The sequence below is a fragment of the Mycobacterium sp. SMC-13 genome, assembly GCF_045311035.1.
In the GTDB taxonomy this organism is placed as follows: Bacteria; Actinomycetota; Actinomycetes; order Mycobacteriales; family Mycobacteriaceae; genus Mycobacterium.
In genome coordinates this window covers 1-20356 of record NZ_JBJIAI010000039.1, presented here as the reverse complement: position 1 = coordinate 20356, position 20356 = coordinate 1, and the positions used below count along the sequence as shown (strand labels likewise).

At 66.9% G+C, this 20356-nt stretch carries 15 protein-coding genes; 5 read left to right on the top strand and 10 right to left on the bottom strand.

From position 1 onward, the window contains the following. Window positions 1–20 precede the first annotated feature (20 nt). The 5 genes from ACJH6I_RS29720 to ACJH6I_RS29700 all read right to left on the bottom strand — a co-directional run bounded on the left by ACJH6I_RS29720 (window position 21) and on the right by ACJH6I_RS29700 (window position 8005). The gene (locus tag ACJH6I_RS29720; RefSeq protein ID WP_061004417.1) at window positions 21–236 is read right to left on the bottom strand and encodes a FitA-like ribbon-helix-helix domain-containing protein; all 216 of its coding nucleotides are present in this window, start codon (window positions 234–236) and stop codon (window positions 21–23) included. A 193-nt stretch (window positions 237–429) separates the two neighbouring features. Beyond that, on the bottom strand, window positions 430–2409 hold the full coding sequence (locus ACJH6I_RS29715) for an OPT family oligopeptide transporter (RefSeq protein ID WP_406785083.1): 1980 nt from the start codon (window positions 2407–2409) through the stop codon (window positions 430–432). Window positions 2410–2481: 72 nt separating this feature from the next. Next, window positions 2482–4110, bottom strand: coding sequence for a peptide chain release factor 3 (locus ACJH6I_RS29710; RefSeq protein ID WP_406785082.1), 1629 nt, complete (start codon window positions 4108–4110; stop codon window positions 2482–2484). A gap of 68 nt (window positions 4111–4178) precedes the next feature. Beyond that, on the bottom strand, window positions 4179–5990 hold the full coding sequence (locus tag ACJH6I_RS29705) for a sulfatase-like hydrolase/transferase (RefSeq protein WP_406785081.1): 1812 nt from the start codon (window positions 5988–5990) through the stop codon (window positions 4179–4181). A gap of 191 nt (window positions 5991–6181) precedes the next feature. Beyond that, the gene (locus ACJH6I_RS29700; RefSeq protein ID WP_406785080.1) at window positions 6182–8005 is read right to left on the bottom strand and encodes a fatty acyl-AMP ligase; all 1824 of its coding nucleotides are present in this window, start codon (window positions 8003–8005) and stop codon (window positions 6182–6184) included. 205 nt (window positions 8006–8210) lie between these two features. Between ACJH6I_RS29700 and ACJH6I_RS29695 the strand changes: the two genes are divergently transcribed. Next, the gene (locus ACJH6I_RS29695; RefSeq protein ID WP_061004332.1) at window positions 8211–8594 is read left to right on the top strand and encodes a DUF6153 family protein; all 384 of its coding nucleotides are present in this window, start codon (window positions 8211–8213) and stop codon (window positions 8592–8594) included. 47 nt (window positions 8595–8641) lie between these two features. Next, on the top strand, window positions 8642–9286 hold the full coding sequence (locus tag ACJH6I_RS29690) for a DUF305 domain-containing protein (protein ID WP_234785584.1): 645 nt from the start codon (window positions 8642–8644) through the stop codon (window positions 9284–9286). A gap of 209 nt (window positions 9287–9495) precedes the next feature. Here the strand turns inward: ACJH6I_RS29690 and ACJH6I_RS29685 are convergent, their stop codons facing one another. Together ACJH6I_RS29685 and ACJH6I_RS29680 are read right to left on the bottom strand one after the other, a co-directional pair. Then, on the bottom strand, window positions 9496–11859 hold the full coding sequence (locus ACJH6I_RS29685) for a lysylphosphatidylglycerol synthase domain-containing protein (RefSeq protein WP_406785079.1): 2364 nt from the start codon (window positions 11857–11859) through the stop codon (window positions 9496–9498). A 48-nt stretch (window positions 11860–11907) separates the two neighbouring features. Then, window positions 11908–13689, bottom strand: coding sequence for a penicillin-binding transpeptidase domain-containing protein (locus ACJH6I_RS29680; RefSeq protein WP_406785078.1), 1782 nt, complete (start codon window positions 13687–13689; stop codon window positions 11908–11910). A 126-nt stretch (window positions 13690–13815) separates the two neighbouring features. On the opposite strand from ACJH6I_RS29680, the gene ACJH6I_RS29675 reads away from it, so the two are divergent. Beyond that, complete coding sequence (locus ACJH6I_RS29675; RefSeq protein ID WP_406785077.1) at window positions 13816–14553, top strand: SDR family NAD(P)-dependent oxidoreductase; 738 nt, start codon at window positions 13816–13818, stop codon at window positions 14551–14553. A 214-nt stretch (window positions 14554–14767) separates the two neighbouring features. Here ACJH6I_RS29675 and ACJH6I_RS29670 read toward each other — a convergent pair whose 3' ends face one another. Next, complete coding sequence (locus tag ACJH6I_RS29670; RefSeq protein WP_318985623.1) at window positions 14768–15970, bottom strand: MCE family protein; 1203 nt, start codon at window positions 15968–15970, stop codon at window positions 14768–14770. A 408-nt stretch (window positions 15971–16378) separates the two neighbouring features. Beyond that, on the bottom strand, window positions 16379–16984 hold the full coding sequence (locus tag ACJH6I_RS29665; protein ID WP_318985622.1) for a helix-turn-helix domain-containing protein: 606 nt from the start codon (window positions 16982–16984) through the stop codon (window positions 16379–16381). 154 nt (window positions 16985–17138) lie between these two features. On the opposite strand from ACJH6I_RS29665, the gene ACJH6I_RS29660 reads away from it, so the two are divergent. Continuing rightward, window positions 17139–18434, top strand: a complete 1296-nt coding sequence (locus tag ACJH6I_RS29660) for a cytochrome P450 (protein WP_318985621.1) — start codon at window positions 17139–17141, stop codon at window positions 18432–18434. A 93-nt stretch (window positions 18435–18527) separates the two neighbouring features. Next, the gene (locus ACJH6I_RS29655) at window positions 18528–19199 is read left to right on the top strand and encodes a class I SAM-dependent methyltransferase (RefSeq protein ID WP_346415383.1); all 672 of its coding nucleotides are present in this window, start codon (window positions 18528–18530) and stop codon (window positions 19197–19199) included. 11 nt (window positions 19200–19210) lie between these two features. Here ACJH6I_RS29655 and ACJH6I_RS29650 read toward each other — a convergent pair whose 3' ends face one another. Further along, window positions 19211–20275 carry a prenyltransferase gene (locus ACJH6I_RS29650; RefSeq protein WP_346415382.1) on the bottom strand — a complete coding sequence of 355 codons (1065 nt, stop codon included), beginning with the start codon at window positions 20273–20275 and terminating at the stop codon, window positions 19211–19213. Window positions 20276–20356: the final 81 nt, after the last annotated feature.

Sequence of the window (20356 nt, the reverse complement as noted above, 5' to 3'; positions counted from 1 at the left end):
GGTTCAGTCGCCGATACCCATCACCGGCGGCTGGCGCGTACGTGCTCAACGATGGCTTCCGTTGGATTGCTGAGATCAGGCAGCGTTGCGAGGAGCGCAGCGTTGTCTACCCGGCGGGTGGCTAGGTCCAGTTCGCCAATTGCGACGGCCTCAACCGAAGTGTTGGAGGCGCGTGCCAGCTGCTCCAGTCGCTCCATCAGGTCGTCGGGCACATTACGGATCTGTAGCGATCGCATCTATCGATGGTAGGAGTCCACGAGCACGATGCAAGCCGTTTGACTTGCGCCGGATATTGGCACGCTGGCTCTCCTGAGGCACATGCGATTTGGAGCGGTCAAGGATCCTTGACGGCTCCAAATCGAACATGTCAGGAGAGGCGGCCCGCCGCAGCGTGCGCAGGCACCACGAAATCAGCGGCAGCCAGGCGACTCAGCGTTCAACCGACACTGGCTCGCTCCCCGCAATGACTCGCGTCCGCTTGTACATCCACGCCAGCACCGCCGCGAACGCCACGACGCCGATCACTTCAGGAAGAGATCCGCCGAAGCCGGAGAACAGCGCGAACGGCTCATCCGAACCGGTCCCCGCCACGAAGCCGGCGAACACCACCCCATAGAGGCTCTCGCCGACGATCATGCCCGTCGCCAGCAGCACGCCGAGCCGCTTCTTGCGCTCCACATCTCCGCCGGTCCGGTCAGCCCAGCGGTTGTAGAACCAGCCCAGCAGCGTACCCAGCGGAATGATCAGCGTCAGGCTCATCGGCAGATACATGCCCATCCCGACGGCCAGCGGCGGCAGCGCGAATCGTGATGTGCGGGTGAGGGTCTCGTCAACGACGATCGCCACCACCCCGATCACCGCGCCCAGCCCGATCAGCCCCCAGTTCAGCGACCCTCCGAACACGCCCTTGGCCAACGACGAAATCAGAGCAGCCTGCGGCGCGGCCAGGGCATGATCGCCGGCCCCTGGAGCACCGAGGAACCCGAATGCCCGCTGCATCAGGTTGAGCACCGGCGGAATGATCGCCGACCCGAACGCCACACCAATCACCAACGCCACCTGCTGTTTCCACGGCGTGGCCCCGACCAGCTGGCCGGTCTTGAGGTCCTGCAGATTGTCGTTGGAGATGGTCGCGACGCCGAAGGTGATGGCCGCGGCGAACAGCGTGAATGCCACGAGTGCGGTCGACTGGCCGGCGTCGGCACGCCCGAACACCACCTTGATCAGCACCGCGGCGATGAGCACCGTCAGGATGCCGACGCCGGAGATCGGGCTGTTCGACGAACCGATCAGCCCGGCCATGTACCCGCACACCGACGCGATAACCAGGCCGATGACAAAGATGAAGACCAGGCTCGCCGCGATGATGCCGGCCGAATGCCCCTGCAGCACAGTGCCGCGACTGAAATCCCACAACAGGACGGCGATCGGCAGCAGCATCACGACAACGGTGCCGACGACCATGGGGAAGGGGATGTCGCGCTCGGTGAGCTCGACGACCTGGCCCCGCCGTCGGTCCCGCGCCGACACCAGCGCATCGGTGACGCCTTTGAGGATGGGTCGCAGAATCTTGAGCAGCGTCCAGATCGCCGCGACGGCAATGGCTCCGGCACCGACGAACCGCACCTCGTGCACGAAGATGCCGTCGATGATGTCGCCGATCGGTTCACTGCCCGTGAGCGCGCCGTTGGTGCGGACGGGCAGCAGCACCCCGAACGAGATGACGAGCCCGACGAGCATCGCGATACCGACCGTCATACCGATCAGGTGCCCGACGCCGATCATCGCCATCGACAGCCCGGCGCTGAACATCGTCCCGCTCGCACCGATACGGGTATATGCGGTAACCGAATTCGCGAGCAGCTTGAGGTTGGCCAGCAACCCGAAGACGGCCGACACGACCGACCCGAACGTGATCACCTTCAGCCCGGTGCGGTTGGCCTCCACGCCCTCGGTGCCGTCACCGACCTTGAGCACCTCCGCGGCGGCGACGCCCTCGGGATAGGGCAGATCGGTTCCGGTGACCAGGGCCCGGCGCAGAGGTATGGAGTACATGACGCCGAGCGTGCCGCCGACGGCGCACACCGCGACCGTGGTCCAGTACGGGAAGCCGGTCCACCAGCCGATCATGATCAACCCGGGCAGCACGAAGATGATCGCCGACAGCGTGCCCGCCGCCGACGCCACCGTCTGCACGATGTTGTTCTCGACAATCGAGTGGTTGGCGAAGCTGCGCAGCACCGCCATCGAGATCACCGCGGCCGGGATGGCGGTGGCGAACGTCAGGCCGACCTTGAGTCCGAGATAGACGTTGGCGGCGGTGAACACGAGTGTGATGACACCGCCGAGCAGGATGCCGCGAACGGTCAGTTCACGCAGCGTCGGGGTGGCGGGGGTCGTGACGGCCAACGCGTCGTCCTCTCTCTTGGGTGCTCTACACCGTAAGCGTTGAGGGACGAAGCGTGCTCAGCTTCGGGGCGGCTAGCTCTCGGCCGCGGCCACCAGAGAACGCAGCTTGATGGACGGATTGTCCCGCTGGAACCCTTCGAGGCGCCACGGCGTCGAGAACAGCACAAGCATGACGCCGTCGGAGCGGGTCAGCACCTCGCAGGACACCTGTTTGCTCATGAACTCGGCGTCCTCGGGCTCGACGACCCGCGCCACCTGGTACGGCAGCGATTCCATCATGATGGCCGCGCCGATCTCGGTCGCCATCCGGTGCGCGGCGACCTCGAACTGCATGGGGCCGACGGCCGCGAACACCGGCGCCTGCTCACCGCGCTTGTCCGAGCGCAGGACCTGGACGACGCCCTCTTGATCGAGCTGCTCGATGCCCTTGCGGAACTGCTTGTGCTTGCTCGGGTCCTTGCCGCGGACCACCGAGAAGTATTCGGGGGAGAAGCTGGGGATCGGCGGAAACTCCACGGGCACATCGCGATACAGCGTGTCCCCGGGGCGCAGCGCCGCCGCGTTGGCCAGACCGATCACGTCACCGGGCCACGCGTCGTCGAGCGTCGAACGCTGCTGCCCGAACACCGACTGCGCGTATTTGGTCACGAACGGCTTGCCGGTCCCGGCGTGGGTCAGCACATCGCCGCGCTCGAACGTGCCCGAGCACACCCGCGCGTAGGCGATGCGGTCGCGGTGCGAAGAGTCCATGCCGGCCTGCACTTTGAACACGAACGCGCTGAACGGCGAATCCACCGGCCGCGGCTGGCCCGTGACGTCGACGATCGCGCCGGGCGAGGGCGCCAGGTCGACCAGCACGTCGAGCAGCTGGTTCACACCGAAGTTCAGCGCGGCCGACGTGAACAGCACCGGCGAGGACTCACCGGACAGAAAGGTCTCGCGGTCGTAGTCCGAGCCGTCCATCGACAGCAGTTCGGACTCTTCGACGGCGGTGTCCCAGTCACCTTCGGCGGCGTCGTGCGCCTTGTCGGCGGGGATGTGCTCCTCTGGCGCGGCGGTGGCGCCACCGGCGGTGCGGGTGAAGCGGATGTAGTGGCCCTTGCGGCGGTCCATCACACCCTTGAAGTCACCGGCGATGCCCACCGGCCAGGTCAGCGGCGTCGTCCGCAGCCCGATGCGCTCGTGGATCTCGTCCATCAGCTCCAGCGCGTGCCGGCCCGGGCGGTCCCACTTGTTGATCACCGTGATGATCGGGATGCCGCGGTGCTTACACACCTGGAACAGCTTCAGGGTCTGCGGCTCAAGGCCTTTCGCGGCGTCGATGAGCATCACGGCGCAGTCGACGGCCGTCAGCACCCGGTAGGTGTCCTCCGAGAAGTCGGCGTGGCCGGGGGTGTCCAGCAGGTTGATGACACAGTCGCGGTACGGGAACTGCAGCGCCGTGGAGGTGATCGAGATGCCGCGGGCCTTCTCCATCTCCATCCAGTCCGACACCGTGGACTTGCGGCCCGCCTTGCCGTGGATCGCGCCGGCCTCGGTGATCACCCGGGCATGCAGGGCCAGCGCCTCGGTCAGCGTCGATTTACCGGCGTCAGGGTGGCTGATGACGGCGAACGTACGGCGACGGGCGGCTTCGGTGGCGACCCGGCCGGCGGAGCCGGTCGCGGAGGCGGAACTGGTGGCGGGGGCGGTGTCGGTCATGGCACCCGCCATGCTATTGGCCGACCAGGCAAAACCTGTAATCGCGACCGCGTGACCTGCGGGTTTGCCTACGGGCGGAACCGGCACAGCAGGCGGCGGACGGCGCTGCCCGGCTCCGGTGGCCGCCGGCTCACATACGGCCACGGATCATTGCGCTCCGGCACCGACGCCGTCCGGACCAGCTTGAGCTGCGTCCGCAGATGCCGGCGCAGCTCGTGCAGGCTGGGATCGGCCCAGCGGTTGACGGCCTCGATCGGGTCCGAGGTCAGGTCGTAGAGCTCCCACTGGTCGTCGAGCGGGTCGGTGCGGTACGTGTCGCCGCCGCGGCTGTTGGCCGCCAGGTGGCGCACGCCAGGTTCGGTCCAGGTCGCCGGATCGTCGAAGGTACGGACCAGCTTCCACAGGTGCCCCGAGCCGCCGGCGGCCTCGGCGTTGGTGACGCGCGAGACCAGCCCCTCGAAGTTGGCCGCGACGTTCGCGGGCACCTTGATCCGCAGCAACGCAGGCGGATTGGTGTTGGCGCCGATCGCCTGCGCCGCGCCCGACGCCCCGGTGTCGCCCTCGAGGATGTTGTCGCGCGTCATGAGGTAGATGGTCCGATCCTGCTCGGCCGCAGCACCGTTCACCACCGGCATGAGGTCGCGGCCGGGCAGCGGATGCACCTCGGTGAACGCCGCCGCCAGGGTTACGGCGGTCGCGGCGACGTCGACGCCGGCCGCGCCGAGCAGCGTCGGCACCAGGTCGACGTGGGAGGTGGGCGCGTTGACTTCGCGCGGGGCGGTCGCGTCGGCGCCGATCCGGGCGATGACGAACGGCACGCGCGTCGCCTCGTCGTACAGGTTGAACCACTTCTGGTGCAGCCCGCCGTGCGCGCCGAGCAGGTCGCCGTGATCGGAAGTCCGCACCAGCACGGCGTTTTCGGATCCGTTCTCGGTGACGGCGCGGCGCACCCGATCGAGCGGGCCGTCGACCTCGGCGTGCAGCCGGTAGTAGAGGTCGCGGTACTGCTGGGCGTTGCGCCGGTAGGTGCGTTCGATCACCGCGGCCGGGCCGTAACCGGAGTAGTAGGCCTCGCGGAAGGCGGCCTGTGCGGCCGGCTTGTCGCTCAGATCCTCCGTGGCGGTCGGCGCCGCAGGCACGTGCGGCGGCTCGAGGACGGGGTAGTCGAGCAGCGGACTGCGGCGCACCCAGGCCGGGAACAGCACGATGTCATGGGGATTGACGAAGCTGGCCACGAGCAGGAACGGCCGCAGCGCCTCCGGGTCGCCGGCGCGTCGCCGCGCGTAGCGGTCTTCGAGCCAGGCGACGACGCGGTCGGCCACCAGCGGGTCCCGCCGAAAACCGCTGTTGGACATGGCCGCTCCGTGCGGTTCGGGCCCGACCCAGCCGGAGAAGCCGTACGGCCCGAGCGGATCGGCGTCGAGGTAGGCCTGCACGGCCACGGGGTCGACGACACCGTCGGCGTCGTTGGTGGCGAGCGGCTTGCCGGTCTTGGGGTCCTCGAGGTCGGCGTGCGAGATGTGCCACTTGCCGTCGTAGTGCGTGTCGTACCCGGCGGCGCGCAGCCAGTTGCCCAGCGTCGGCACCTCGCCCTGGCGCAGCCACCGCAGCCGCGAGTCGTCGTACCGCTTGCCGAGGCCGTCGGTCTGCGTGACGCCGTGCAGGTCGGGGTACTGGCCGGTGAAGAGCGTCGGCCGGCTGGGCGCACACGCCAGCGAGCCGGTGTAGTGCCGCGTGAAGCGCACGCCGTTCTCGTCGAACCACCGCCGGCCCGTGAGGGTCCGGTGACGCCAGTCGAGAACGTCGTCGGTTTCGTACGGCGGGATGGCGCGCTCTTCGTCGGTCATGAGGATGACGATGTCGGGCCGCTGGTCCGTCATCTCGGTGCTCCCATCGGAGGAATGGGCCCCGACTGCGGGGCTACCCCGCTATCCAACACGAGCGGCGAGCACGGCGACGCAAATTGGCGCGATCGACAAATAACGTTCTGTTAACTCTCATGACTCGCGCCCCAGTGGGCTGCTGCGGCCCCAAATCTACAGTGCCGCAACAGCGCCCGGCGCGGCGATCGCTAGTCGAATTGACCGGCCAGAAACTCCGCCCGCGCGGCGCTGCGGGCCAGCTTTCCCGAGGTCGTACGCGGGATGCGGCCGGCCGCGACCAGCCGCACCTCGGCGACGCGGACCTGGTGATGACGCGACACTGCGGCCCGCACCGCCTCGGCCACCGGCCCCAATTCGGCGCGGCCCGCACCCACCGCGCGCTCGGCCACCACGACCAGTTGTTCACCCGAATCACCAGGCACAGCAAAGGCTGTCACGTAGCCGGAGCGCACGGCGGGCGACGCCTTGCTGACGGTCGCCTCGATGTCCTGCGGGTAGTGGTTGCGCCCGTCGACGATGACGAGATCCTTGATGCGGCCGGTCACGAACAGCTCGCCGCCGACGTAAACGCCCAGATCGCCTGTCGCCAACCACAATGCGTTGTCCTCGGCGCCGTCGGCGTGGCTGACGGTCTGGCGGGTCTGCAGCTTGTTGCCGAACACCCGCTCGGACTCCTCGGGCCGGCCGAAGTAACCGCGGCCGATGTTGTTGCCGTGCAACCAGATTTCGCCGACGACGCCGTCGGGGGCCTCGTCGCCGTCGGGGGTCACGATCGTCACCCACTGGTCGGGGATGGCCTGCCCGCACGACACGTGGGGGACGGCGCCGTCCGCGTGCCGGCCGACGACGACGGCCCGGCCCGCTGCGAGCTCCTCGCGGTCCAGATATGTGGCGCACGGCTTTTCGTCCGCGCCGATGCTGGCGACCGACAGCGTGGCCTCGGCCATGCCGTACGACGGCTTGACCACCGTCTCGGGCAGCCCGTACGGCGTGAACGCGTCCATGAACTGCTCGATGGACGGTAGCGTCACCGGCTCGGAACCGTTGAGCAGCGTCACCACATTGCTGAGGTCGAGCGGCTCACCGGCGGGCGGCAGGCCGCGCTGCGCACACAGTTCGAAGGCGAAATTGGGTGCGGCCGCGAACGTCCGGCCGTGTGCGGCCTCGTCGGCCAGGCGCCGGATCCACCGGTAGGGCCGCCGCACGAACGCCATGGGGTCCATCAGGCTGATCTGTCCGCCGCACAGCGCGGGGAACATGATCATGATCAGGCCCATGTCGTGATAGAGCGGCAGCCAGCTGACACTGCGGATGTCGGTGTCCAGGCCGCCGGCCAGGATCATCTGAATGACGTTGGTGCACACGTTCCGATGCGTGATCTCCACGCCGGCGGGGGTGCGCGTCGAGCCCGAGGTGTACTGCAGGTACGCGACATCGTCGGTGTGAGCGTCCGGGGCGACGTACATCTCGGCGAGGGTGTCCGGCACGGCGTCGACAGCGATCACTCGCGGGCGCTGCGCGGCGGGCAGCGTCTTGATGAACGTGCGGACCGCTTCGGCGGCCGCGGTGGTGGTCAGCACCACCGACGGCTTGGCATCGGCCAGGACCGCGGCGAGGCGCTCGGCGTGCCCGGCCAGGGCGGGCGCGAACAGCGGGACGGCGATGTTCCCGGCGTGCACGGCCGCGAAGAACGCCGCGACGTAGTCGACGCCCTGGGGCGCGAGGATCGCGACCCGGTCGCGGGGCGCGGTGACCTGCTGGAGCCGGGCCGCGACGGCGTTGACCTGAGCCCACAGGCCGTTCCAGCTCAGTTCGATGATCTCGCCGTCGGGGTTCTGCGCGTAGTCGATGAACCGGTACGACGGGCTGTCGCCCATCGCCGCGCGGTTGCGTTCCAGGAACGACGTCAGCGTGATGCCGTCAGGTATGACGATCCGGCCGTCCGGCTGAACGTATTGGTCCAGCGATTCAGCTGCGCCAATAATGCTGTGACTCAAGGCTTCCCGACCCATATGTCGACACTAGTAGCGGGGCTAACTAACCGACGAGTCCAATAACGGTGAAAGTCGCCACTGCGGGAATAGTGATGTGACGCGGCCCACCGACGATGGGCGCCCGATCGCGGTCTGGTCGGCGGCGACCGCGAGATTTATTCCCGCAGATATACCCCCACCGGGTACTATGATTTGCAGACCGATACTTGAACCGGAGGCCGACGTGACGCATCGCAGCACGCGATTACACGTCGTCGGCGTGCTTGCTCTGATCGCGGGCATTATCGGCATGCATTCGCTGATCGTCACGTCGGCACACGGTCCGTCGCATCATCCGCAGACGGCTGTGCATCAGCAAGCGAGTGTCCCGGCGGTGCAAACGTCCATGTCGGATGCCTGCGACTGCAACGGACACAACGGTTTTCACGCCTGCGTCTTCGTCATGACCGAGCTGCTGACCATCCTGGGTCTGGCTTTGCTGTACTGGCTCGGCGTCGCGCCCGAGCGCAGCGTGCAGGCCCGTATCCGACAGGCGTTGCGGCGCAGGCAAAGAGCCCCGCCCTGGACGGTGCTCACTCTCGCGGAACTGTCGCTCCTTCGAATCTGATGGGCCGCGCCCCGCGTCAACCCATCCAATCTTCAAGGAGTTCAACCATGTTCAAAATCGCATCTATCGCTGTCGCCGGAACCGCTGCTGCCATCGCACTCGCGGCCTGTAGCCCGCCGAACGAGCAGGCCTCGACGGTCTCCGCCACCACCTCGTCCATGCCGATGTCGGGCCACGACATGCCCGGGCACTCGATGCCGGGGATGTCGGGTTCCAGCACCAGCGCTGCGCCGGCCGCCACCTTCAACGACGCCGACGTGATGTTCCTGCAGATGATGTACCCGCACCACGCGCAGGCCGTCGAGATGGCCAAGCTGGTCCCGACCCGCTCGCAGAACCAGCAGGTCAAGGATCTCGCCGCTGCCATCGAGAAGGCGCAGGCCCCTGAGATGCAGCAGATGACGACGCTGCTCGCCGGCTTCGGCAAGCCCGCGCCGTCGGCCACCATGAGCCACTCGATGCCGGGCCTGATGACCCCGCAGCAGATGACCGAGCTGACGGGTCTGTCCGGCGCGGCATTCGACAAGATGTGGCTGCAGATGATGGTCGAGCATCACCAGGGCGCCATCACCATGGCCAATGACGAGCTGAAGAACGGCACCAACGCCGACGCCAAGAAGATGGCGGAATCGATCGTCACCACGCAGCAGGCCGAGATCACCACGATGAACGGCATGCTCGCCAAGATGTAGTGCGTTGCCGAGACGGATGGCCGCAGCCGTGCTTCGGCACCTGTCTCTCTTGGCATGTTTCGCTGGGAGGCGTCAGCTTTCCTTGACCCGTCAAGGAAAGCTGACGCCTTCAGATCGCAGGTGTCACAAGACAGAACGACACGCCGACGACGACACGCCGCGGGCCGCGCGGGCGTTGGCGTCCATTTCGGCCGGACCGCAGTCGCGACTCAGATCATGTCCTTCTCGGTCAGCCAGCGCATGACGGGCCAGCCGATGAACACCGGCAGCCAGCACGTGAGCACCCGGTAGAGCAGTACCGACGGCACCGCGACGGCAGCGGGCAGACCGAACGCGGCCAGACCACCGATCAGCGCGGCCTCCACGGCGCCCACACCGCCGGGGGTCGGGGCGGCCGAGGCGAGCGTCCCACCGATCATCGTCACGACGCACACCGTCACGAACGACGTCGACCCGCCGAAGGCCTCGACGCTCGCCCACAGGGCCAGTGCCGCTCCGAGAGTCGTTGCCGCGCAACCCAACACGATCAGCCCGAGGCGCCGCGGTTCGCGGGCGAGGTTGACCAGGTCGGCCCACACCTCGGTGAGGCGCGGCCGCACCGAGGTGCCGAGCCAATGCCGGGCCCGCGGCACCAACATGAACGTGCCGACCACACCCAGTGCCGCACCGGCGATCAGATACAGGACCGTCGACGACGGCACGAAGTGCGACAGATCGGCTGACGCGCCTGCCGCCGCACTGAAGAAGATCAGCAGTGCCACGTGCGTGAGCACCTGAACCGACTGCTGCAGCGCCACCGCGGCCGTCGCGCGCAAGGCGCCGAGCCCGGCCTTCTGCAGGAACCGCGTGCTGAGCGCCAGGCCACCGACGCCGGCGGGCGTCGTCGTCGCGGCGAAGGTGTTGGCCACCTGCATGATGGTCAGGTTCTTGAAACTCACCGACTCCGAGGCGCTGGCCCACAACGCCGCCGCGGCGCCCACGTACGTCAGCGCCGACACCGCAAGGCCGAGCAGCGCCCACCACCAGTTGGCGGACCGCAGCTCGGAGAAGAAGGTCGGCACCGTGCTGATGAACGGGTAGGCGACGTACACCAGCGCGATGAGCAGGACCAGCTGGATGACCTGGTTGCGGGTGAAGCGGGTGATGGTCTCGGTCTGGATGCGGTCGGCGCCGGTCTGGTGCTTCACCTCGTCGCGGGCCGCGGTGATCACAGCGCGCGAATCGGGGATCGACTCGCGCAGCCGCAGCGGCATCGCCGACTTGGTCAGCCGGCGCGACGCGGTCAGCACGGTGTCCTCGCCGAACTGCTCGATGGCCGCGGCGACCGCCTCCTCGGCGTCGTACATGGCCGTCGTCGTCACCAACAGTTGCGCGACGTCGGATTGCAGCTGCACGTCGGACGCGCCGTATTCGGAGTTGCCCAACCCGCCGAACAGCACCGTGCGGTCGTCGACCGTCAGCTCCGACGCCCGCAGGTCGCCGTGCGAGATCTGGTGGTGGTGCAGCGCGCCCAGCGCACGCCACACATCGGCGACCGAAGTCTCGTTGGTCAGCGGAGCGCCGCTCGCCGGCGTGTGCGCGAACATCGTCCAGCCACGGTCGAGGGCCGCGAGCGCGATGGTCCGGGTGTTCGCGAGGTCGAGGTCGCCGACGGCGATGGTCATGAGCGCGCGGTGTTCGACGGCGCGGCGCATCGAGGTCTGCAGGGGCGCGGTCTCGTCGTTGCGCAGCGTGATCTTGCGCCACAGCTGGCTCATGGCGCCGCCCACGCGTTGGTTCGGCCCGTACAGCTCGACGACGGCGCGCGTGCCGTCGGCCGAATCGGCGCTGAGCACCAGCGGCCCGGCGCCGGCCGGCCGGATGACCGTCAGCGCCGACACCTCGAACTGGCGGCGGGCCAGCGCCTGGACGCCGCCCGCAAGTGGAACCTCGAGCGCCGGGGTGCCGCTGACCAGCACCACCAGCGCGCCGACGAACCATCCCACGGCCAGGCCCAGCAGCGATCGCGCCGGCACGATGGCGCTGACCACGAGGTGGATCGGCACGAACGCCAGCAGCAGCGTCCACCACCAGCGGCGCAGCCGGGCCGGCTGCCACGGGCCGGACACCGTCAGCACCGCGGCCAGTAGCGCGATCCAGCGCGGGTCGTCGAGGAACTGGGAGAAGACGGTGTTGAGGCGGTCGGAGAGGTCGAAATGCCAGTTGGGCGCCGCGATGCCGTTGGAGTTGATGGACAGCGACAGCACGGCGATCAGGCCGGCGGCGGCGTACGGACCGAGCAGCTTCCATTGCTTCGTGACCAGCAGGCTCAGCAGGATGACGAACGGCAGCGCCAGGATCGCGATGGCGTAGGCGATGTAGACCAGATTCGACTGCGTCGGCGTGAGCACGCCGACGATCCGCGACACCGACCGTTCCAGCCGGACCCAGTCGTTGCGGGTGATCAGCGAGCTGGTGACGACGGTGACCAGGAACGCTGTCGCGGCCACCAGCCGCAGGATGTCATTGGTCCGGCGGGTGATCGGTTGCAGCAGGCTGCCCGAGACCGCGACTTCGCGTCCGTCAACCCGCATCAGCCAAGAATCCCAAGGACCGGGGCAGTTGGCGAAATTGGCACGCCGTTATCCGGCCAGCGCCGCACGCAGGAAGTCCCCGCTGACGGCCACTGCGGGTGCCGACGAATCTCCGCCGACGACCAGCGTCGCGAACGCGAGGTCGCCGACGATGCCCGCGAACCAGCCGTGCGAGTGGGCGTTGTCGCCGAATTCGGCTGTTCCGGTCTTCCCGCCGAGCCCGTCGATGTCCTTGAGCGCGGACGCGGTGCCGTCGGTGACGGTCAGCCGCATCATGGCCCGCAGGGCGTCGGCGGTCGGCTTGTCGATCGGGGTCGACTGCGCACTGGCGGTGGTCTGCTGGCCGGGCAGCAGCGTGGGCGTGATGGTCGATCCGTGCGCGAGGCTGGCCTCGGCGACGGCCAATCCGAACGGGCTGACGGTGACGGTGCCCTGGCCGATGCCGTTCTCGACGCGCTGCGCCGGGGTGTCGGCGTTGGGCACCTTGCCCGTCACCGTCGTGATGCCGGGGATGACGAAGTCGACGCCGATGCCGAGGTTCTTGGCGGTGTTGGGCAGCGCGTCGGCGGGCAGCTTGTCGGCCAGTGCGCCCATGGTGGTGTTGCAGGAATGCGCGAAGGCCTGCTCGAGCGGGACGGTGCCGAGGTCGAACTTGTCCTCGTTGGGGATGGTGCGGTTCTCGATCGTCGTCGTGCCCGGGCAGGGCTCGGGGGAGTCGGCCTTCGCGAGGCCCTTCTCGAGGGCGGCCGCGGTGGTGACGGTCTTGAACGTCGACCCCGGCGGGTAGAGGCCCGTGAAGGCGATGGGCCCCTGCGCGTTGGCCGCGTCGTTCTGGGCCGCCGCGAGGATGGCGCCGGTGCTGGGCGCGATGGCGACGAGCACGGTGGGGCGGGGATCGGTGGCCACGGCGTGCTGCGCGAGGAGCTGCAGGCGCGGGTCCAAGGTGGTGCGGACGGGTTTGGTGTCGGCGGGGGCGTTGTTCGCGAGCTCGTCAGTGGGCTGCCCTTGGTCGTCAACCAGATCCACCGACCAGCCGGCGGTCGCATCGATGGCCTTCTGCCACACCTCCGGCAGGCCGCTGATGGCCGGCGAGTGCAGGTTCGGGTCGGCGGTCAGCAGCGCGCCCTGCTTGGTGACGGTGACGCCGGGGATCTGGGTGAGCTCGTCGGCGACCTGGGCGAGGTCCGCCTCACGGAGCTTGACGACGGTGACACGGTCATCCTGATTCCCGTTGAACTCATTGGTGATCGAGTCGCCGGTGATCGTCTCGTCGAACCGGGCAACCACCGGAGCCAGTGCCGCGGCGGAGTCGAGGTGGTCGCGGCTGAGGGTGATGACGCCGACGGTCTGCCAGTTCAGCAGCGGTTGGCCGTTGCGGTCGACGACGGGCGTCAGCAGCGCTTTGTCTTCGCTGAACTGGAACGTCCCGCCCTGCCGGAGCTTGGGATGCAAAAGCGCCGGGGCCCAGCGAATTTTCCAGTCCTCACCAACCTTGGTGGCAATAGCCGTTGTGTCGTAACGGAATTCGCGGCCGGGCCCGAACGACCAGGTGTAGGCGAGCTTGGCGGTCGACTTGTTGTCGCCGTCGCCGGGTGTGGCCTTGACATCGACGGTGGCGTTTTTGCCCATGCCGTCGAACATGGACTTGATGGCCGGTTCCGATGCGCTCGCATCGGTGGTGTCCTTGGCGGCCGCGCCGGAGTCCTTGCGGTGCAACGCATCAGCAAACGCGTTGAAGGCGTCCTCGGGTTCCGGGCCGCCGAACATCGAGCATCCGGTGGCGCCCAGGAGCAGCGTGCAGGTCAGCAGCAGCGCAGTACGTTTCGTCATGGCCCTTCGAGCCAACCACGAGTCGCTATGAATTCGGGCGTTGAAACGCTGAGGCGGGCCGGTATCGCGTAGTGTCCGAGCCGATCGGTATTCCGCTACTAAGCGGAGCGTATTGAAAGGTCTGACATGAGTGGTGTGGTGGTCACCGGTGGTGCGTCCGGTATCGGCCTGGCGTCGGCGAAGGCGCTGATCGCCGACGGTCGCGCGGTGTCGCTGTTCGACCTTTCACCTTCAGTAGTGGCGGTGGCCGAGTTGCTCGGGGCGCACGGCGTCGTCGTCGACGTCAGTGACACCGACTCCATGGCCACCGCCGTCGAGCAGGCCGCCGCGGCGATGGACGGCATCGACGGGCTGGTGCATGCCGCGGGCCGGGTGCTGCCGGAGCCGGTGGGGATGTTCACCATCGAATCCTGGGATGCCGTCGTCGACGTGAACCTGCGCGCGCAGGCGCTGCTGTCCCAACTGCTGCTGCCGCATTTCGAGAAGGCGCTGGCTGCCGGTGCCGCTCCGGCGATCGTGGGGATCTCGAGTATCGAAGGGCTGGTTGGTAATCCGTTAATCCCGGCGTACTGCGCGTCGAAGGCCGGCCTGCTCGGGCTGACCCGGTCGATGGCAGGCCAGTTGGGGCCCTTGGGAATTCGCGTCAACGCGGTGTGCCCCGGGTTCATCGATACCCCGATGCTGGCCGACGCCTTGGCTGTTCCCGAGGTCAAGTCGGCGTTCGTGTCAGCGGCGCCGCTCGGCCGGCTGGGGCAGCCCGAGGAGATCGGTGCGGCCGTCGCGTTCCTCATGTCGCCGAAGGCATCGTTCATCACCGGCACCCAGATCGTGGTCGACGGGGGCGTGACGTCGCGGCACGCTTAGCGCCCATGTGGCAATACGCGATCGAGATGCGGCGAGGATGGCCGGCATTTCGGCACGGCATGATTTTCGTTGTGCGCGTGCGCATTCCAGCCTCTTGTCGAATGGCGGGCCAGCTGCGGGGCGCGATAGTTACAGGCCAGCCCGCAGCCAATAGCTTCCCCGCAAACTTCTCCGTCAGTGAGTGCGCTGCATACAGTCCGCGGGTCGTGACTGGTCAGTAACGGTCCCTCTCTGCGTAGGCACCGTTGAAGAGGAACTGCAGCGTCGAGGGAGCGTCGAACTGCAACTCGGTGTTGGGCTGGAACGGGATGTAGGCGTTGTCGGTCACCAGGAACGGTGAGTGGTACCAGGAGCCGCCGAACTGCTTGGACGGCATGTCCGGAAGGCCACGGCAGTTCGGGCCGCCGGAGGCGTTCACCATCGGCAGGCTCTCCGGGTAGGTGTAGTTGGGTGCGCCGGGGAAGAAGTTCGCAGCGACGAACAGGCCGGGCTTGATGCCGCCGAACACCGGGCCGAAGCGGCTCACTGCTTTTGACACACCTTGTAGCAGGCAGGGCAGTTCGGGTGAGTAGTCGCCGAGGACTTTCAGCGGCGCGCGCAGCCGCTGGATGGCGGCGATGTAGTCGTCGGCGGCCGGGGAGATGGTCGCGTAGGCGTTGTTGGCGAACCCGGTGGACGCGAGCAGCGCGGCGTTGAGGTCTTGCTGCTGTTCGGTCAGTGTCGTGCTGACCGTCGGCGCATTGTCGAAGATCTTCGCCAGGTCGGGCGCGGCGTCGCCGTAGATGCCGGCGACCGTGGCGGTGTCCTTGAAGTCCTGCTGCAGGGTCGGCAGCTTGGGGTTGAAGTACTGCAGGTATTTGCTCAGCCCGGCCGCGGCGGCGCCGGCGTCGTCGCCGTGGCCCCGCAGGCCTTCGCCGAGCGCGGTCACCGTGGCGTTGAGGTTGACCGGGTCGATCTTGTCGAGCAGGTCGGTCAGCGTCTGGAAGACGGTGTTCATCTCCAGCTGCACGTCCTTGGCCTGCACCTGCGCGCCGGGACGCATCGATTCCTTCGACGGATGCTCCGGCGGCAGGAATTCGACGGACTTGGCGCCGAACACCGTCGTGCTGCCCAGCCGGACCCGGGCGTTCGACGGGATGTACCGCATCTGGTCGCTCAGCACGGCGAGTTTGAGCTTCGCCTGGTCGCCGGCGTAGTCGATCCGCTCGACCTTGCCGACCTGGATGCCGCGGTATTTCACCTTGGCATCAGGGTCCATCACCAGACCGGCGCGGGGCGCCATCACCGAGACGGTGTCAGTGGGGGTGAATGCCGCGGTGTACGACAGGTACGTGAAGACCACCGCGGCCACGATGATGCTGATCAGCACCGCTGCCGCGATGCGGGCGCGGGTGCGATTGAGTTCACGGATAGCCACGGACACACCCCGCGGATGGCTGTTGGGCGGAGGCGTAACGGTGCCATCCCAGCTGAATCACGTTGTACAGCAATGCAGTCCTCCGCACGTGCTCGCACCGGCGACCGTTGCCAATGGCGGCATTCCTGTCGTGAAATACCGCCGGCTCGGTACGACATCTAGCCATGGTCATACACTACGTACGGGAGTGTATGTTCTAGATTGTCGCGATGTCGCGAAAATTCTGAAATTTGCTGCGCGGCCCTGGCCTGCGCGCACGCACGTAACCGATCCCGCTACTTCCAGGCCCATCGCAGCCTTCGATTCGGGGCGTCGACGGAACCGTCCCCCGTTAAGACAAGCCCACGTTCGTCGCGGGTCGACCTGCCGAGACCCTCGTCGGGAGCGTTCTAGCGAGACGACTGTTGATCAGCGCTCGTCGTACTGCAAGGCTCTGACGGCGGGGGCGATCCAGACGTTCAACAGCCGGCGCAATTCGGTGCCGCCGCCGGTGGGCGGGGACATGATGAACGTCTGCAAGGTTCGCAATACGATCTCCAAGACGTCGTCTTGGGCTGAGGGCACACATGACGACCAATCGACGTCGAGGCGATCGAGGATAAAACGGCCGAACATGGCTGCAGTATCATTCGCCATCGAGACTTTCTCTGCGACGGCCGCATTGCGCGGCGCTCGTAGCATCAGCCCGATATACGGGTCTTTGGGCAAGCGCTCCATGGTCAAGGCGATGCCGTCGATGATGGCCACAGCAGGGTCGGTGATGCCCGACAGCGCCACCGACAGCTGAGTCATGAATTCGCCTGTGGCATCGGCCGCCGTCGCGTGCAACAGCTCGTCCGTCGAGCCGAAATAGTGGTAGATCGTTTGTCGCGTCACGTTGAGCGTGCGGGCGACATCGGCCAAGCTGACCCGTTCACCGCGTTGATCGATGCTCGAGCGAGTGGCGGCGATGATGCGCGCGATCGCTTCGTCGTCGCTGGCGGGAACGTCGCCACCCCATCCACGGGTTCGCACCCGGGCCTCCCTTGCGATCGGACTGCTCTCTGTCCCCAGAGGATAACGCCAGGCCACCAGCGCTGATCCCCTGCATCGACAACCCGAGGCACTAGGTCATACAATCCACAACCATCTGTATGATCGCGGTAATTGGCGAGCGGAGGCAACCTGGATGACTACGACGACGTGCCCATTTGGCCCCGGCTTTGACTTCACCGACCCCGACGTATTGCTGGCAGGGCTGCCGGTCACCCAGTTCGCCGAGCTCCGTCGAACCGCGCCGGTGTGGTGGAACGCCCAGCGGGAATCGATCTTCGACGACGGTGGGTACTGGGTTGTCAGCCGCCACGAGGACGTGAAAGCCATTTCCCGCAATGGTGAGCTGTGGTCAACCAACCGCAAGGGCGCAGTCATGCGGCTGCCCGACGGCGTCACCGCCGACGAACTGGACCTGACCAAAGCGCTGCTGATCAACCACGACGCACCGGCTCACACCAGGCTGCGCAAACTCGTCTCAAAGTTGTTCACACCGCGAGCCGTTGCTCACTTGGAAGGCAAGCTCGCCGTAGCGGCACATGAAATCGTGCGCACCGCCGCGTCGAAGGACAGCGGCAACTTCGTCGACGATGTCGCGATGAGCTTGCCGCTGCAGGCGATCGCGGACCTCATCGGTGTGCCAGAAGCCGACCGCGAAAAGTTGTTCGCGTTGACCAATTCCATCATGAACACCGACGATCCCGATTTCGAGGGTGATCCAGCGGTGGCCAACGCCGAGCTGATGGCCTACGCCTACGCAATGGCCGAGGAGCGGCGGCGCTGTCCGGCCGACGACATCGTGACGCGTCTGATCGAAGCGGACGTCGAGGGAGACGCGCTCGGCGACGTCGAGTTCGCGTTCTTCGTAATCTTGCTGGCCGTCGCCGGCAACGAAACTACGCGCAACGCCATCACTCATGGGATGAACGCGTTCTTCGACCGCCCCGATCAGTGGGAGCTGTTCAAGCGAGAACGTCCTGACACCGCCGTTGATGAGATCATCCGATGGGCGAGTCCCGTGCATTGTTTTCAGCGCACCGCGCTCGTCGATACTGAAGTTGGTGGGGTCAGCGTTCGCCAAGGCCAGCGCGTCGGACTCTTCTATAGTTCGGCGAACTTCGATGAGGCGGTGTTCGACAAGCCCTTCGAGTTCGACATCCTGCGCAATCCCAACCCGCACCTCAGTTTCGGGGGCAACGGGGCCCACTACTGCATTGGCGCGAACCTGGCGCGGATGGAAATCAAACTCATCTTCAACGAGATCGCCGACCAGCTGCCCGATATCTCCAAGTTGGCTGAGCCCCAACGGCTTCGGTCGGGATGGATCAATGGAATCAAAACCCTGAACGTTGCCTACGGCGCCGCCGCCGGCCAGATCGCAAGCGGCGAGCTTGCCAACCAGGGTGCCGCGGACGGATGCGCTGCGCGCTGAAAATCTGAGGCACCGGCATGAGCTTCGCCAGGCTCTGGCGCCGTCCTCGGACGCCGTTACATCGCCTGGCGCCCGTCCGGTAAGTTGCCCGATATGACTAGGGCCGAAGCTGTTTTGCCGCCGGACGTGGCCCACCTGTTCGACCTGGCCGACAGCGTCACCGGCTTCATGCCGGCCGACGAAGGTCGGGCCTTGTACGACGCGGCGGTGCGCTACCTCGGTGCCGGTACCGGTGTCGAGATCGGCACCTACTGTGGCAAGTCGACCGTCATGCTCGGCGCAGCGGCGCTGCAGACCGGCGGCGTGATCTACACGATCGACCACCATCATGGCTCTGAGGAGCACCAGGCCGGCTGGGAGTATCACGACAGCTCGATGGTCGATGCCGTCACGGGCCTGTTCGATACGCTGCCCCGACTACGCCACACGCTGGATGCCGCAGGGCTGGACGAGCATGTGGTCGCGGTAGTAGGGAAGTCGGCGGTGGTATCGCGGTCGTGGCGAACACCATTGCGGTTCCTGTTCATAGACGGTGGACACACCGAAGAGGCCGCCCAGCGGGACTTCGATGGCTGGGCGCGCTGGGTTGAGGTCGGCGGTGCGCTTGTCATCCACGACGTGTTCCCCGACCCGCAGGATGGCGGCCAAGCGCCGTTTCATATCTACGAAAGGGCGCTCGCCACGGGCGATTTCGCGGAGATCGCGGTGCATGGATCGATGCGAATCCTGGAGCGACGCTCCGGAGTACCGGGGTCGGCGCTCTAGACGATCCGCCGTCAGCGGGCCGCGCAGGCGCAGTCGAACGCGCCGTGCAGTCCGCGAGGCAAGTCGTCTCCGCGGAAGATGCCGCTGGCCGGCGTTGTGCGTGACAGTGCGTCCGCAGCCAGCACCATCGCGGCACCCGTCCAGGTGCTGCGCTCGACCGGCCAGCGTTTGCCGTCGGCGTACACCAGGCCGGTCCAGTAGGACCCGTCCTCTTCCCGGAGATGCTGCATGTTGGCGAACTGTATGCGGGCCCTGGCTGATTCGCCGATTGCGTCGAGTGCCATCACCAACTCACAGGTCTCCGCACCGGTGACCCAGGGCCTGTGATCGACACACCGGATGCCCAATCCGGGTACCACAAATTCGTCCCAGCGGGCGGCGATACGTGCGTGGGCCGCGGGCCCTCGGACCGCGCCGCCGAGCACGGGGTAGTACCACTCCATCGCGTGGGTGTCCTTGGCGTTGAAAGCCTCTGGATGTTCGGCGATCACGTGTCCCAGCCGACCGAGCGCAACTTCCCACTCGGGCTGTGATTCGTCGAGGTACCTCGCGAGCGCCAGCGCGCACCGGATGCTGTGATAGATGCTCGCGCACCCGGTCAGCAAGGCCTCCTCGATTACGCCCGAGCTACTGGCCGCCCAGGCGATTTCGCCGTCGCCGAACTGCATCGACAGCACGAGGTCGATCGCTCGACTGACTACCGGCCACATCTCGACCGCGAAATGCCGATCGCGGGTGACCATCACATGATGCCAGACACCGGTAGCTACGTAGGCACAGAAATTACTGTCAGTGTTGGGGTCTTCGACGACGCCCCGGCGGATTTGGATCGGCCAGGATCCGTCGGCTCGCTGTGTGGTCCGGCACCATTCGAACGCGGCCCGTGCGGGCTCGATCAGGCCCGCGGCGGACAGCGCCATGGCGTTTTCGACGTGGTCCCACGGGTCGGTGTGCCCTCCGACGAACCAGGGGAGAGCCCCGTCCGGTTCCTGGGTCTCGGCGATGGATTTCGCGGTCAACAGACATTGGTCCGGCGTCAAAACCCCTGGAACACCGGGAACTTCATGACACCGCACGGATCTAGTGTCCTGCGCCGTAAATTAGTTGATTAATTGTAGAATTGGCGGGTGGGAACCAGGGGTAGGCCGGTAGTCGAG

Excerpts from the sequence above, each read along its gene's own strand:
- ACJH6I_RS29720 (WP_061004417.1), bottom strand. The coding sequence starts at position 236 with ATGCGATCGCTACAGATCCGTAATGTGCCCGACGACCTGATGGAGCGA.
- ACJH6I_RS29710 (WP_406785082.1), bottom strand. The coding sequence starts at position 4,110 with ATGACCGACACCGCCCCCGCCACCAGTTCCGCCTCCGCGACCGGCTCC.
- ACJH6I_RS29705 (WP_406785081.1), bottom strand. The coding sequence starts at position 5,990 with ATGACGGACCAGCGGCCCGACATCGTCATCCTCATGACCGACGAAGAG.
- ACJH6I_RS29700 (WP_406785080.1), bottom strand. The coding sequence starts at position 8,005 with ATGGGTCGGGAAGCCTTGAGTCACAGCATTATTGGCGCAGCTGAATCG.
- ACJH6I_RS29690 (WP_234785584.1), top strand. The coding sequence starts at position 8,642 with ATGTTCAAAATCGCATCTATCGCTGTCGCCGGAACCGCTGCTGCCATC.
- ACJH6I_RS29685 (WP_406785079.1), bottom strand. The coding sequence starts at position 11,859 with ATGCGGGTTGACGGACGCGAAGTCGCGGTCTCGGGCAGCCTGCTGCAA.
- ACJH6I_RS29680 (WP_406785078.1), bottom strand. The coding sequence starts at position 13,689 with ATGACGAAACGTACTGCGCTGCTGCTGACCTGCACGCTGCTCCTGGGC.
- ACJH6I_RS29675 (WP_406785077.1), top strand. The coding sequence starts at position 13,816 with ATGAGTGGTGTGGTGGTCACCGGTGGTGCGTCCGGTATCGGCCTGGCG.
- ACJH6I_RS29660 (WP_318985621.1), top strand. The coding sequence starts at position 17,139 with ATGACTACGACGACGTGCCCATTTGGCCCCGGCTTTGACTTCACCGAC.
- ACJH6I_RS29655 (WP_346415383.1), top strand. The coding sequence starts at position 18,528 with ATGACTAGGGCCGAAGCTGTTTTGCCGCCGGACGTGGCCCACCTGTTC.